The 12,126-nt window shown below is 57.4% G+C and carries 14 protein-coding genes, 1 tRNA gene and 1 pseudogene; 7 read left to right on the top strand and 9 right to left on the bottom strand.

Going from position 1 to position 12,126, the window contains the following annotated elements:
• Positions 1-212 precede the first annotated feature (212 nt).
• The 6 genes from ACFZPT_RS22400 to queA form a co-directional block, all read right to left on the bottom strand.
• A complete protein-coding gene (locus tag ACFZPT_RS22400; RefSeq protein ID WP_034100446.1) occupies positions 213-755 on the bottom strand; it encodes a glycine zipper 2TM domain-containing protein in 543 nt (180 codons plus the stop codon).
• Positions 756-878: 123 nt separating this feature from the next.
• Positions 879-1,793 (bottom strand): protein translocase subunit SecF, encoded by a 915-nt coding sequence (secF, locus tag ACFZPT_RS22395; protein ID WP_034115036.1) that lies wholly within the window; start codon positions 1,791-1,793, stop codon positions 879-881.
• Positions 1,794-1,802: 9 nt separating this feature from the next.
• A complete protein-coding gene (gene secD / locus ACFZPT_RS22390; RefSeq protein WP_034115037.1) occupies positions 1,803-3,671 on the bottom strand; it encodes a protein translocase subunit SecD in 1,869 nt (622 codons plus the stop codon).
• 62 nt (positions 3,672-3,733) lie between these two features.
• Positions 3,734-4,072 (bottom strand): preprotein translocase subunit YajC, encoded by a 339-nt coding sequence (yajC, locus tag ACFZPT_RS22385; protein ID WP_010565221.1) that lies wholly within the window; start codon positions 4,070-4,072, stop codon positions 3,734-3,736.
• Positions 4,073-4,115: 43 nt separating this feature from the next.
• Positions 4,116-5,231 carry a tRNA guanosine(34) transglycosylase Tgt gene (tgt, locus tag ACFZPT_RS22380; RefSeq protein ID WP_010565220.1) on the bottom strand — a complete coding sequence of 372 codons (1,116 nt, stop codon included), beginning with the start codon at positions 5,229-5,231 and terminating at the stop codon, positions 4,116-4,118.
• Positions 5,232-5,236: 5 nt separating this feature from the next.
• Positions 5,237-6,286 (bottom strand): tRNA preQ1(34) S-adenosylmethionine ribosyltransferase-isomerase QueA, encoded by a 1,050-nt coding sequence (queA, locus tag ACFZPT_RS22375; RefSeq protein WP_034100452.1) that lies wholly within the window; start codon positions 6,284-6,286, stop codon positions 5,237-5,239.
• Between the two features lie 108 nt (positions 6,287-6,394).
• On the opposite strand from queA, the gene ACFZPT_RS22370 reads away from it, so the two are divergent.
• The 4 genes and pseudogenes from ACFZPT_RS22370 to ACFZPT_RS22355 all read left to right on the top strand — a co-directional run.
• A tRNA-Leu gene (locus tag ACFZPT_RS22370) sits at positions 6,395-6,479 on the top strand.
• Positions 6,480-6,798: 319 nt separating this feature from the next.
• On the top strand, positions 6,799-7,926 hold the full coding sequence (locus ACFZPT_RS22365) for an AAA family ATPase (protein ID WP_034115038.1): 1,128 nt from the start codon (positions 6,799-6,801) through the stop codon (positions 7,924-7,926).
• Positions 7,923-8,603 carry a DUF4276 family protein gene (locus ACFZPT_RS22360; RefSeq protein WP_034115039.1) on the top strand — a complete coding sequence of 227 codons (681 nt, stop codon included), beginning with the start codon at positions 7,923-7,925 and terminating at the stop codon, positions 8,601-8,603. The genes ACFZPT_RS22365 and ACFZPT_RS22360 overlap by 4 nt, the downstream gene beginning before the upstream one ends.
• Before the next feature lie 76 nt (positions 8,604-8,679).
• Positions 8,680-8,841, top strand: a pseudogene (locus ACFZPT_RS22355) (J domain-containing protein); the annotation flags it as partial.
• Positions 8,842-8,870: 29 nt separating this feature from the next.
• Here the strand turns inward: ACFZPT_RS22355 and ACFZPT_RS22350 are convergent.
• Positions 8,871-9,155: a hypothetical protein gene (locus ACFZPT_RS22350; protein ID WP_034115041.1), complete on the bottom strand. Its 285-nt coding sequence runs from the start codon at positions 9,153-9,155 to the stop codon at positions 8,871-8,873.
• A 42-nt stretch (positions 9,156-9,197) separates the two neighbouring features.
• Positions 9,198-10,094: a hypothetical protein gene (locus ACFZPT_RS22345; protein WP_034115042.1), complete on the bottom strand. Its 897-nt coding sequence runs from the start codon at positions 10,092-10,094 to the stop codon at positions 9,198-9,200.
• A 211-nt stretch (positions 10,095-10,305) separates the two neighbouring features.
• On the opposite strand from ACFZPT_RS22345, the gene ACFZPT_RS22340 reads away from it, so the two are divergent.
• The gene (locus ACFZPT_RS22340; RefSeq protein ID WP_034100472.1) at positions 10,306-10,635 is read left to right on the top strand and encodes a hypothetical protein; all 330 of its coding nucleotides are present in this window, start codon (positions 10,306-10,308) and stop codon (positions 10,633-10,635) included.
• A gap of 81 nt (positions 10,636-10,716) precedes the next feature.
• Positions 10,717-11,088 carry a PH domain-containing protein gene (locus tag ACFZPT_RS22335; protein WP_015885780.1) on the top strand — a complete coding sequence of 124 codons (372 nt, stop codon included), beginning with the start codon at positions 10,717-10,719 and terminating at the stop codon, positions 11,086-11,088.
• 36 nt (positions 11,089-11,124) lie between these two features.
• On the opposite strand, the gene ACFZPT_RS22330 is transcribed toward ACFZPT_RS22335, so the two are convergent.
• On the bottom strand, positions 11,125-11,499 hold the full coding sequence (locus ACFZPT_RS22330) for a cytochrome c family protein (RefSeq protein WP_034100476.1): 375 nt from the start codon (positions 11,497-11,499) through the stop codon (positions 11,125-11,127).
• Positions 11,500-11,695: 196 nt separating this feature from the next.
• On the opposite strand from ACFZPT_RS22330, the gene ACFZPT_RS22325 reads away from it, so the two are divergent.
• Positions 11,696-12,076 (top strand): response regulator, encoded by a 381-nt coding sequence (locus ACFZPT_RS22325; protein WP_034100478.1) that lies wholly within the window; start codon positions 11,696-11,698, stop codon positions 12,074-12,076.
• Positions 12,077-12,126 lie beyond the last annotated feature (50 nt).

Below are 12,126 nucleotides of genomic sequence, written 5' to 3'. Positions count from 1 at the left end.
GACGATTCGGCTGAAATCACCGAAGTATCCGATCAGAAATAAAAATGCCAGTCAGCTTAACTGACTGGCATTACCCTTCGGGGTGCTTTTTTTGTGCCTGGGATTTGGTGCGAGCCTAAATGCCAAGAGCACCACAAATAAAATGCGGGAGGGGGCTAGCCCCTCCCGCATTCTGAACTGCACACGCCATTGAATCTGCGTCTGGACGAGTATTACTGCTGGTTTTGACCGAGGACGAGACGACCTTCCTTGTCGACCGGAATCTGGCCGCCTGGATCACGATCCATGCGCACCGAACCTTCCTTGCCATCCAAGGTGTACCGCACGTCATAGCCGACAACCTTGTCGCTGATATCGTTGACGGTGTTACAACGGGTTTGCGTGGTGGTGTAGGTATCGCGGTTCTGCATACCTTCCTGCACCTTGTTGCCGGCGTAACCACCACCTACTGCACCGGCCACGGTGGCCAGTTTCTTACCATTGCCGCCGCCGATCTGGTTACCCAGCAGGCCACCTGCGAGGGCGCCGACGACGGTACCGGCGATTTGATGCTGATCCTGCACCGGACGCTGCCGGGTCACGGTGACGTCCTTGCAGACCTCACGCGGGGTTTTGATCTGGGTCTTGACCGGCTGCACCGCCAGTACTTGCGCATACTCAGGGCCGCTTTTTACCAGGCTGTAGGTGGCGACAGCACCCCCGGCAGTTACACCGACAGCACCCAATACCGCACCAACCAGTAACGACTTGTTCACGTTGAACCTCCTGACCATCACAAACGAACCGAAAGGTCCGCGCTATACCCAGCCTTGGAGCAAAAAAAAAGGCACGAGTTCAATACTCGTGCCTTCTTTGTAACAACGATCAACAAGCGCCCATCAAGGACGATCGTCGACTTCCTTGTCGGTGATGGCCGGAGGAATCAGGTCTTCGCTGTTGAGGTTCAGCCAGATCAACACCACGTTGGCGATGTAGATCGACGAGTAGGTACCCGCCAGAACGCCGATGAACAGCGCCAGGGAGAAGCCCCACAGGTTGTCGCCACCGAAGATCATCAACGCCGCGATCGCCAGCAAGGTGGAAATCGACGTGGCCATGGTCCGCAGCAGGGTCTGGGTGGTGGAGATGTTGATGTTCTCGATCAACGTCGCCTTGCGCAGTACACGGAAGTTCTCGCGAACCCGGTCGAATACCACGATGGTGTCGTTGAGCGAATAACCAATGATCGCCAGCACCGCCGCCAGCACCGTCAGGTCGAAAGTGACCTGGAAGTAAGCCAGGATGCCTACGGTTACGATCACGTCATGGATCAGCGACACAATGGCGCCGACGCCGAATTTCCACTGAAAGCGGAACGCCAGGTAGATCATGATGCCGACCAGCGCCATCAGCATGCCGAGGCCGCCCTGGTCGCGCAGCTCTTCACCCACTTGCGGGCCCACGAACTCGACGCGCTTGACCGACGCCGGGTTATCACCGCCGACCTTCTGCAAAGCCTCGGCCACCTGGTGGCCCAGTTGCGGGTCTTCGCCAGGCATACGCACCAGCAGATCGGTGGTAGCGCCGAAGTTCTGCACCACGGCTTCGTGATAACCCGCCTTGACCAGTTCGTTGCGCACCAGGGTGACGTCCGCCGGCTTCTCGTAGGTCAGCTCGATGAGCGTACCGCCGGTGAAGTCCAGCCCGTAGTTCAGGCCCTTATGGAACCAGCTGAACAATGCCAGAACGGTAAGGAGCACTGTGGCGCCGAACGCAATGTTGCGAACGCCCATGAAGTTGATTGTACGTAACATGGCAGCCCCTTAAATCCACAACTTCTTGAAGTCACGTCCGCCAAAGATCAGGTTGACCATTGCGCGGGTCACCATGATGGCCGTGAACATCGAGGTAAAGATACCGAGGGACATGGTCACCGCAAAACCTTTGACCGGGCCGGTGCCCATGGCAAAGAGAATCCCACCGACCAGCAATGTGGTCAGGTTGGAGTCGAGAATCGCGGTAAATGCCCGGCCGAAGCCTTCGTTGATTGCGCGCTGCACCGTCATGCCCGCAGCGATCTCTTCACGAATTCGCGAGAAGATCAGCACGTTGGCATCCACCGCCATACCCATGGTGAGTACGATACCGGCAATACCCGGAAGGGTCAGCGTTGCCCCCAGCAGCGACATCAAAGCCAGCAGCATTACCATGTTGCCCGCCAGGGCCACAGTGGCGATGACACCGAAGAAGCGGTAGATGGCGATGATGAACAGCGATACGAAAAGCATGCCCCACAAGGCTGCGTCGATACCCTTGGTGATGTTGTCCGCACCCAGGCTCGGGCCAATGGTACGTTCTTCAGCGAAGTACATCGGCGCGGCCAGGCCACCGGCGCGCAGCAGCAGCGCCAGTTCGGAAGATTCACCCTGGCCGTTCAGGCCGGTGATGCGGAATTGAGCACCCAGCGGCGACTGAATGGTCGCCAGGCTGATGATCTTCTTCTCTTCCTTGAACGACTGCACCGGCACGTCTTTCTCGACGCCGTTGACCATTTGCTTGGTGTAGGTAGTGATTGGGCGTTGCTCGATGAAGATCACCGCCATACTGCGACCGACGTTGCTGCGCGTAGCGCGACTCATCAGTTCGCCGCCATGGCCATCCAGGCGGATGTTCACTTCAGGAGTGCCGTGCTCGCCGAAACCGGCCTTGGCGTCGGTCACCTGATCACCGGTGATGATCAAGCCACGCTCGATCAGCGCCGGAGGACGGTTGCCTTCGCGGAACTCGAACTCTTCGGCAGTAGCACGGGTAGCGCCCGGCTCAGCCGCCAAACGGAATTCCAGGTTGGCGGTCTTGCCCAGGATACGCTTGGCTTCAGCAGTGTCCTGCACACCCGGCAGCTCAACCACGATACGGTTGGCGCCCTGGCGCTGTACGATCGGCTCGGCCACACCCAGTTCGTTGACGCGGTTACGCACCGTGGTCAAGTTCTGCTTGATGGAGTATTCGCGGATTTCCGCGATCTTGGCCGGGCTCATCGCCAGACGCAGTACAGGTTGACCATTCAGGTCGGCCGGTACGATGTCGAAATCGTTGAAGTTCTTACGGATCAGCGCACGGGCCTGTTCGCGGGACGCTTCGTCAGAGAAGCCCAGCTGGATGGCACCGTTGAGCTGCGGCAGGCTGCGATAACGCAGCTTTTCTTTACGCAGCAGGCTCTTCACGTCGCCTTCGTAGACCTTGAGGCGGGCGTCGAGGGCTTTGTCCATGTCGACTTCCAGCAGGAAGTGCACGCCACCGGACAAGTCCAGACCCAGCTTCATCGGGTGCGCGCCAATGCTGCGCAGCCATTGCGGTGTGGTTTGCGCCAGGTTGAGCGCGACCACATAGTCGTCGCCCATGGCCTTGCGCACAACATCCTTGGCCGGCAATTGATCTTCCTGCTTGGTCAGGCGCAACAAGCCGCCTTTCGCACCAGCCGCCAATGTTGCCGCCTTGACCTGGATACCCGCATCGGTGAGCGCCTTGCTCGCGCGGTCCAGATCAGCCTGATTGACCTGCAGCGAAGTGCTGGCGCCAGTGATCTGGATCGCCGGGTCATCAGGATAGAGATTGGGAGCGGAATAAATAAAACCGATCGCCAGCACCGCCAGGATCAGTACGTATTTCCACAGAGGGTATTTGTTCAGCATCACGCCGCCCGCTTATAACGCGGGGCGCCTTGCGCGCCCCGTCGATTGGTAAAGGTTGTTACTTAGATCGCTTTGAGCGTGCCTTTAGGCAGCGTGGCGGCGATGGCGCCCTTCTGGAACTTCATTTCAACGGTGTCGGAGACTTCCAGTACCACGAAAGCATCGGAAACCTTGGTGATCTTGCCGGCGATACCGCCAGTGGTGACCACTTCGTCGCCTTTCTGCAGGCTGCTGAGCAGGTTCTTCTGCTCTTTGGCGCGCTTGGCCTGTGGACGCCAGATCATCAGGTAGAAGATAACCAGGAAGCCGACCAGGAAAATCCACTCGAAACCACCGCCCATAGGGCCCGCAGCGGCAGGCGCAGCGGCGTCGGCCATGGCGTTAGAGATAAAAAAGCTCATTTAGCACTCCAGTTGCAAATAGTGAATCTTAGGGTCGGGAAACTCAGTCCAAGGGCGGCACAGGGAGCCCGCGCTTGGCATAGAAGGCATCGACGAAGGCGGCCAATGTACCCTGTTGAATAGCCTCGCGCAAACCAGCCATCAGGACTTGGTAATGACGCAAATTGTGGATGGTATTCAACATGCTACCCAGCATTTCTCCGCACTTGTCCAGATGGTGCAGATAAGCACGGGAGAAGTTCTGGCAGGTGTAGCAATCACAGGTGGGATCCAGCGGCGAATCATCATGGCGATGGAACGCGTTACGGATCTTCAGCACGCCTGTATCGATGAACAGATGCCCATTGCGGGCATTACGGGTTGGCATCACGCAATCGAACATGTCCACTCCGCGGCGCACACCCTCTACGAGATCTTCCGGTTTGCCAACGCCCATAAGGTAACGAGGTTTGTCAGCCGGCATCAGGCCCGGCAGATAATCCAGCACCTTGATCATCTCGTGCTTGGGCTCGCCCACCGACAGACCGCCGATGGCCAGGCCGTCGAAGCCGATTTTGTCGAGGCCTTCCAGCGAGCGCTTGCGCAGGCTTTCATGCATGCCGCCCTGGACGATACCGAACAACGCCGCGGTGTTATCGCCATGGGCGTTTTTCGAACGTTGGGCCCAACGCAGCGACAACTCCATGGACACCCGCGCGACGTCTTCGTCGGCCGGGTACGGCGTGCACTCGTCGAAAATCATCACGATGTCCGAACCCAGGTCACGCTGCACCTGCATTGACTCTTCCGGCCCCATGAACACTTTGGAACCGTCCACCGGCGAGGCGAAGGTTACGCCCTCCTCCTTGATCTTGCGCATGGCGCCCAGGCTGAACACCTGGAAACCACCGGAGTCGGTGAGGATCGGGCCCTGCCACTTCATGAAGTCATGCAAATCGCCATGCTTCTTGATCACTTCCGTGCCCGGGCGCAGCCACAGGTGGAAAGTGTTGCCGAGGATAATCTCGGCGCCGGTGGCGACGATATCGCGCGGCAGCATGCCCTTGACGGTGCCGTAGGTGCCGACAGGCATAAACGCCGGGGTCTCCACGGTGCCACGCGGGAACGTCAGGCGACCGCGACGGGCCTTACCGTCGGTGGCCAGCAATTCAAACGACATACGACTCATAGTTGTTCCTCTGGGCCGCGCGGCGCCGGGTTACGGGTGATGAACATCGCATCACCGTAGCTGAAAAAACGGTATCCATTTTCGATGGCGGCTTGATAAGCGGCCATGGTCTCGGGATAACCGGCAAATGCCGACACCAGCATCAACAGCGTGGATTCCGGCAAATGGAAGTTGGTGACCAGGCAATCGACCACATGGAACGGTCGGCCTGGGTAAATGAAGATATCGGTGTCGCCGCTAAACGGCTTGAGCACGCCGTCGCGCGCCGCGCTTTCCAGGGAGCGCACGCTAGTGGTGCCCACCGCAATCACCCGCCCGCCGCGCGACTTGCACGCGTTGACCGCGTCCACCACATCCTGAGTGACCTCCAGCCATTCGCTGTGCATATGGTGGTCTTCGATGTTCTCCACACGCACCGGCTGAAACGTGCCGGCCCCCACGTGCAGGGTCACATAGGCAGTCTCGACGCCTTTGGCGGCAATCGCCTCCAGCAGCGGCTGGTCGAAATGCAGCCCGGCCGTAGGCGCGGCCACCGCACCCAGGCGCTGGGAATACACGGTCTGATAGCGTTCGCGGTCAGCGTCTTCATCCGGGCGGTCGATATAAGGAGGCAACGGCATATGGCCGACGCGCTCCAGCAATGGCAGGACTTCTTCGGCGAACTTCAGCTCGAACAGCGCATCATGACGCGCCACCATCTCGGCTTCGCCACCGCCATCGATAAGAAGGCTCGATCCCGGTTTCGGCGACTTGCTGGAGCGCACATGGGCCAGCACGCGATGGCTGTCCAGCACCCGCTCCACCAGAATTTCCAGCTTGCCGCCGGAGGCTTTCTGGCCAAACAGCCGCGCCGGAATCACCCGGGTATTGTTGAACACCATCAGATCACCTGGGCGTAAATGCTCAAGCAAATCAGTGAATTGACGGTGTGCGAGGGCACCGCTTGGCCCGTCCAGGGTCAGCAGTCGACTGGCGTGCCGCTCGGCCAAAGGGTGGCGAGCGATCAGCGAATCAGGGAGCTCAAAAGTAAAGTCAGCAACGCGCATGATGGGGTTCGTCTAGCAGGGCCGGGAAGTCTAGCGGAAATAGTCAAAATTGACCATGAAACGTGATTGACCAACGGTAATCACCTCTCTATACTTCGCCGCCATTGAGCCCTGATGGCGGAATTGGTAGACGCGGCGGATTCAAAATCCGTTTTCGAAAGGAGTGGGAGTTCGAGTCTCCCTCGGGGCACCATCTTAAAAAAAGACCTTGAAATTCAAGGTCTTTTTTTTCGCCTGTAAAAAAGTGCGGGCCGCCCGATTTAATGTTCACCGCCCACTTTCAACCTGAAACACGATGCGCTGTGGGAGCGGACTTGCCCCCGATAGCGATGCGTCACAATTGGGCTGACTGACCCGATCAACGCCCTGATATTAGACAGTAAAGATTAACGTTAGGATGATCCCATCAAGTGAGAAGCCAGCGTGCGAAATCAATGGCAGAATCCGCCACAGCTATCAACGACAGCGGCTTTGGACTCAACAAGCGGCGCCGCTAAAGGAATCAAGCAGCAATGAGCACAAAGAACCCGATCAGCCGGCTCACCATCAAAGGCTTCAAGTCCATCAAGAACCTTGAGGACTTGCACCTGGGCAGCCTGAACGTGCTGCTGGGTGCCAACGGTGCGGGTAAGAGCAGCTTCGTTTCTTACTTTCGCATGCTCAGCGAAATGATGGAGTTGCGCCTTAAAAAGTGGACGACCCAACAAGGATCGGCAGACCGAGTTGTCAGCTTCGGCGTCAAGGAAACTCAGCAGATCAGTTCTTATGTCCATTTTGGCTTGAACGGCTATGAGTTCGAGCTGGAACCGACCGTGGAGGGGGACTTTGTTTTTTCCAACGAACGGCTCTTTTTTGACGGCCCCATGTATGGATCAGAGTGGATTACGCTGGGCTCCGGGCACCAGGAGACCAAGCTCAAAAAAGCCTACGACACCAAACAGTTCCAAGCCCCCTACAAAAACAACGTTGTGGCGTACTGCTACGAATCGATTTCCAGTTGGAAGGTTTTCCACTTCCACGACACCAGCGAAACCGCGAGCGTCAAACGCTACGGACCGGCCCATATCGATGACTACCTGCGTCCAGACGCGTCGAACCTGGCGGCCTATCTGAATCGGTTATGCACCGAATCGCCTGAGGTGTATGAACAGATCCGCAAAACGATCCAACTGGCGATTCCGTTCTTCGATGATTTTGTGCTGAAGCCTGTGCGACTGGACAGCCAGGAAGAGCTGATCAACCTGCAATGGCGTCAGAAGAACAGCGACTACACCTTCTGGCCGAGCCAGCTCTCGGACGGGTCGATCCGCTTCATCTGCTTGGTCACCGCCCTGCTCCAACCCGATCCGCCATCGACCATCATAATTGATGAGCCGGAACTCGGCCTGCATCCCTACGCCATCACCTTACTAGGCTCGCTGCTGCGCTCAGCCTCCACGCGAATGCAGGTGATTGTCTCAACGCAGTCGGTACCCCTGGTGAACGAGTTCTCAATCGACGACCTGATCATCGTCGAGCGGGAGAAAGGCGCAACTGTCTTCAAGCGCCTCGACGAAAAAGCCTTCGAAACATGGCTGGACGATTATTCGGTAGGCGAGCTGTGGGAGAAAAACATTCTGGGCGGGAGGCCGCGTAGATGATTCGAGTCCACGTGATCTGCGAGGGCCAAACAGAAGAGATGTTCATCAACGAGGTGCTGGCGCACGCCTTCCAGCATTTGGATATTTACCTGATGCCTGCTCTGATCGGAAAACCCGGCCACAAGGGCGGCAACTTTCGTTTCGAGCGTCTGCTCAGTGATGTTGAAAAGCGCCTGTTAGGTGACCGGCAGGCATATTGCACTACGTTTTTTGATTTCTATGGCCTGCCCGAAGAATTCCCTGGCAAAGCGAATGCCGGTAGCAAGAACACCATGGATGAAAAAGCTGATTGCCTGCTGAAAGCTATGACGGAAAGGTTGGCAAACAAACTGGGCGATGAAGCCATGCGCCGATTCATTCCCTATGTGCAAATGTACGAATTCGAGGGCCTGCTGTTCAGTTGCCCCAAAGGGTTAGCTGTCGGGATCAACCAGACCGCCCTTGAAGACCGTTTTTTGCACATACGAAATCAGTTTGAAACGCCGGAAGCTATTAACAATAGTCCGATGACCGCGCCGAGCAAAAGACTGCAAAAGCTTTACGCTGGCTACGACAAACCGCTGCACGGTTCACTCGCCGCGATTGAGATCGGCCTGCCGATCATTCGGCAACAATGCGCTCGATTCGATGCCTGGATCAGGCAGATGGAAACGCTGCAGAAAATCACCCAACCATGACCAATCCGACCAACATCCCCCGCCTGACGTGCCATCCATTTACGAACGCATGGACGAAGCCCGGCGGGCACTGAGCATGAATGCCTCCGCCGACTGCTGGAAAACCCTCGACCTTTCAGCCACGGCTGACGAGCGCACCCTCAAACGCCAATACGCCAAGTTACCCAAGCTAACGCGCCCGGATGACGACCCCGTCGCCTTCCAGCGCCTACGCGAGGCTTACGAGCAAGCACTCAACAGCGTACCCGTTAAGCCCGGCGGGTAGTTTTACTTGAACAGCGCAATCACCACGCACACCAGTGTGATCGCCAGTGCCGGCCATTGCATGGGCAAGAAAAAGAAATGGTGGCGCACGCCATCTTCATGCACTTCCCTATTCAGCACAAAACCCAGCACCGTGTTGATGGCCGAGCCGATCCCCACGCCCATCAGCAGTTGCGTCAACGAGGTGTTGCCCGGCTTGACGCTGGGGTCGGGCCACAACACCATCAGCAACAAAATCATGGCCACCGGTGTGAACAGCGTCAGCCAGCCTGCGCCGCGATAGATCATCGTTTAATCCCTTTATGCACAATCAACGATTACGCGAGCGGTTCACGCCAGCTCGCGCGTTTGGGTTTGAGCCGTGAGCACTGTGTCCAGCGTATGCAGGAACAGGTCGTGGCTCAGGATGCCGGTGGCGATGGTCGACAGGACCGGTTGGCCGCTGTCGTCTTTGATCACCACTTTTTCGCTCCAGGCGTTGAGGTCGACGCTGCGCAATGACGACATCGGCACCTTACGGCCCTGGTATTCCAGGCACTGAGCGCTCACCAGGATGGGCGCCGTGGTGATCTTGAGGAAATTACCGCTCATGCGCTTGCCCCACACTTGGCCGGAGCTGATGCAATTGAACGTCACCGCCCCGCCCGACTCCAGCACACTGAGCACTCCCGGCATGCGCGCGCGGACGTGCAGTTCGCGCACCAATTGCTGGAATTTTTGAAAACCCTTAAGGCTTTCAATCACGCGATGAAACGGCTCGGCGGCCGTGCGACGGTAGGCCAGGTTGGTGATCAAGCCTGTCATCACCGTTTGCCCGGAGCTGAACAGATACAAGTCCTGGATCTCGATAAACGGGGTGTAGTCGCGCTGGCCTTGGTTGATGCGTGCGATGCCATGCTCGTACACATCGTAAGCGGTACTGCGCAATTTCTTATGCCAGGCGTAAAGGCCGAATACACACAGCCCAAGAATGGCCAGAAAGCCACTGGTGAGATTGATCAGCGACTGCCCGCTGCTGAAGTTGATCGTCATGCCCCGGGACGTTGTGACACCGATAGGTCCTTCATTACCCGGCGGCAGGATCGTACCCAGGTACAGCACAAATCCCGCGAGCGCCAATAACGCTACGCCGAGTATCAGGCTGAAAATGAGAAAACCTTTGCCATGGCGAAAGCTCGCGATCAGCTCGCCGGTGGCGGATGAATCAGGTGTGGAGGATGGCTGCATAAGTACTTGCGTCCCTGTAAGTGAGTCAAACGTGCCGATTCAACATCGCACCGGTCCACTGGCTGGCTGCGCGAGCTGGGCACGGCGGGTTGGAACATGGCTAATTAATATCGTTCCGCGGAGCGCTTGAGGTGCAAGCGTTTGAGGTCTTTTTTTTCAGCCGCAGAACAGTGATCATCGCGCTCCGCCCGCACACCGAGGAAGCCCCACCATGGAATTGACGCTGGAAGCTGTTGCGCTCTTCGCACTCAAACTGGTGCATGAAACCGACGGCGGCAGCCCGGTATTGCGCGACGACCCGGCGATGGCCGCGTATGAGCGTGAAGTGTTTGGATTGCTGGTGCGCCAAGGGGACTTGCGCCTGATTCAACGTAAGCTAGATGAATGCGTGATGCAGGCGCTGCAGGCGTTGGGCGGAACGGAGACGGTGTTGGGGCGTGAGTTGGAGAGACTGGCCGCCGACACTCGAAAAGCCTCTACGCTGGAGGAACTCGATGCCCCGCTCGACGCACTCAAGCATTACCTCAAAGCTATCCAGTGACACCTTCCATTGAAGGAACGCGCCTGACCGCGATGAGTGTCAACTTATGCGGCGTCACAGACCGACCACAAGGACCGTTACATGATCGACTTCAACAACAAAGGCTTCTTCAAACTCAAACAAAACAATGAATACGCCGAACGCGTCTCGGCCCTGCTGCTCGATGGCGAAGAAGTGGTGGATGCCTACAAGGCCATGCGCGACGGCGTGGTATTCACCACCAAACGCATCATCGCGGTGAACGTGCAAGGCATCACCGGCAGTAAGAAGGACTTCACATCACTGCCGTACAAAAACATCGTGGCGTATTCGGTGGAAACGTCCGGGACCTTCGACCTGGATTCGGAGTTGGAGATTTACTTTTCATCCCTGGGCAAAGTGAAATTCGAGTTCACTGGGAAGACCTCGATTGTGGAAATCTCGCGGCTGATTTCCAAGCATTTGCTGACTTGATCAATCGGCCAAAAGTATCGCCTGGCGAAGGAGTGCTTACTTGGACGGGAACGTCTCAAGATACGCCAGGATATTTTCAATCTTCTCCTGATCGCTGATACCCCAGAAGATCATTCGCGTGCCGCTCACTACCTTCTTGGGGTCTTCGATGTACGCGGCGAGTTTTTCGCGGGTCCAGACCACGCCGGAGTTTTTCATCGCGTCGGAATACTGGTAGTCCTCGGTGGTGCCGGCGGGGCGGTCGATGATGCCGTTGAGTTGCGGGCCGAAACCGCCGCGCGCGCCTTCGCCGATGCTGTGGCAGCCGCCGCAGGTCTTGGTGAAGAGCTTACCGCCGGCTTCGGCATCGCCGGCGGCGAAGGCTGGGGCGGTGTTGAGAATCAGAGCGAGGGTCAGTAAGGCGTACTTCATCGGCGACTCCACATCGGCGGTTGCGGGAATTATGCCTGGCATCTCCATCCGGATCACCGCCGCCTGCAATACCATCGGTGCAAACACGCAACCTAGACACCCTGAACGACCACCCATCGCCTGGGACACATCCAATCGAACCTATGCCACTGCGTTCCACTCCACCTAACTGAACCCTGATGGTGGAGTAAGGATCATGGCTCAGCCATCGATTTTGGTATTGGAAGACGACGAAATTATTCGAGCGTTGATGGTGGATGTACTGGAGGATTTCGGCGCGATTGTGACGTCGTTTCCCTCAGCGGATGAAGGGATGATTTACCTGGAACGCGAGGACGACCCCGTGGACCTGATTGTCAGCGACATACAAATGCCTGGCCTGCTCAATGGTTATGACTTGAGCCGCGTGGTTGCCCATCGCTGGCCATCAGTGCGGGTGCTGCTGACCTCGGGCAATACAAAAATGGCTGAAGAACTCGGCGGTTCCGTGCGTTTCCTGCCCAAGCCATGGAGCACTGAGCATCTGATCGAATGCGTGCAAACAGCGTTGACCCAGCAAGGTTCGTCTCTGCACTGATAGCGCCGCAATATCACCTCAACCGAACTTCACGGTACTTTGTAAGGTCA

This window comes from Pseudomonas sp. MD330_10 (assembly GCF_042610415.1).
Classification (GTDB): domain Bacteria; phylum Pseudomonadota; class Gammaproteobacteria; order Pseudomonadales; family Pseudomonadaceae; genus Aquipseudomonas; species Aquipseudomonas rhodesiae.
Note: the sequence above shows the minus strand (reverse complement) of the source record. Positions and strands in the feature narration are given on the sequence as shown.

Excerpts from the sequence above, each read along its gene's own strand:
- secF (WP_034115036.1), bottom strand. The coding sequence starts at position 1,793 with ATGTTACGTACAATCAACTTCATGGGCGTTCGCAACATTGCGTTCGGC.
- secD (WP_034115037.1), bottom strand. The coding sequence starts at position 3,671 with ATGCTGAACAAATACCCTCTGTGGAAATACGTACTGATCCTGGCGGTG.
- yajC (WP_010565221.1), bottom strand. The coding sequence starts at position 4,072 with ATGAGCTTTTTTATCTCTAACGCCATGGCCGACGCCGCTGCGCCTGCC.
- tgt (WP_010565220.1), bottom strand. The coding sequence starts at position 5,231 with ATGTCGTTTGAATTGCTGGCCACCGACGGTAAGGCCCGTCGCGGTCGC.
- queA (WP_034100452.1), bottom strand. The coding sequence starts at position 6,286 with ATGCGCGTTGCTGACTTTACTTTTGAGCTCCCTGATTCGCTGATCGCT.
- ACFZPT_RS22365 (WP_034115038.1), top strand. The coding sequence starts at position 6,799 with ATGAGCACAAAGAACCCGATCAGCCGGCTCACCATCAAAGGCTTCAAG.
- ACFZPT_RS22360 (WP_034115039.1), top strand. The coding sequence starts at position 7,923 with ATGATTCGAGTCCACGTGATCTGCGAGGGCCAAACAGAAGAGATGTTC.
- ACFZPT_RS22350 (WP_034115041.1), bottom strand. The coding sequence starts at position 9,155 with ATGATCTATCGCGGCGCAGGCTGGCTGACGCTGTTCACACCGGTGGCC.
- ACFZPT_RS22345 (WP_034115042.1), bottom strand. The coding sequence starts at position 10,094 with ATGCAGCCATCCTCCACACCTGATTCATCCGCCACCGGCGAGCTGATC.
- ACFZPT_RS22340 (WP_034100472.1), top strand. The coding sequence starts at position 10,306 with ATGGAATTGACGCTGGAAGCTGTTGCGCTCTTCGCACTCAAACTGGTG.
- ACFZPT_RS22335 (WP_015885780.1), top strand. The coding sequence starts at position 10,717 with ATGATCGACTTCAACAACAAAGGCTTCTTCAAACTCAAACAAAACAAT.
- ACFZPT_RS22330 (WP_034100476.1), bottom strand. The coding sequence starts at position 11,499 with ATGAAGTACGCCTTACTGACCCTCGCTCTGATTCTCAACACCGCCCCA.
- ACFZPT_RS22325 (WP_034100478.1), top strand. The coding sequence starts at position 11,696 with ATGGCTCAGCCATCGATTTTGGTATTGGAAGACGACGAAATTATTCGA.